Genomic DNA, 485 nt, shown 5'->3' on the forward strand with positions numbered 1-485 from the left:
GCTGTCGGTCAGCCGCACGCCGAACCCGGCCGACGACAGGCGGCGCGGCACCGGCGTGCCCGAATGCAGATAGACGCGCGCCATGTCGTACACGATGTACGGCGTGCTGTTCTTCAGGTACGTGAAGCCCGGCGCGCACGCGCGATTTAGCCCGAGCGACGCGCCCCAGCCCGAATCGCCCGACGGCTCACCCGGCTGATAGCCGAGCGCGAAACGCTGCGCGCCGAACGAGATCTGCTCGGTGCTCGGCAGCGAATCGGGTCTGTACTGGCCGGTGAGCTGCACGGTCGAGCCGATCTTGAACGGCCACTCGTTCGTTTGCACGAACGTGGCGCCCGTGCGCACGAACGTCGTCGACGCGGGGTTCGTCGCGATGACGCCCGGCAGGTTCGTGAAGCCCGATTTCGACGCGCCCAGTATGTCGAACGCCTTGGCGACGTTGAAGCTCAGCTTCTGCACCTGCTTCGGCTGCACGCTCGTGTAGT

At 66.8% G+C, this 485-nt stretch carries 1 protein-coding gene; it reads right to left on the reverse strand.

The genetic code is table 11. The features are described 5' to 3' along the window. Positions 1-485 (reverse strand): ShlB/FhaC/HecB family hemolysin secretion/activation protein (locus J5M67_RS28110; RefSeq protein ID WP_207888634.1); only part of this gene is annotated, 485 nt, incomplete at both ends.

It is taken from the genome of Pseudomonas sp. 30_B (assembly GCF_017491605.1).
Taxonomy (GTDB): domain Bacteria; phylum Pseudomonadota; class Gammaproteobacteria; order Pseudomonadales; family Pseudomonadaceae; genus Pseudomonas.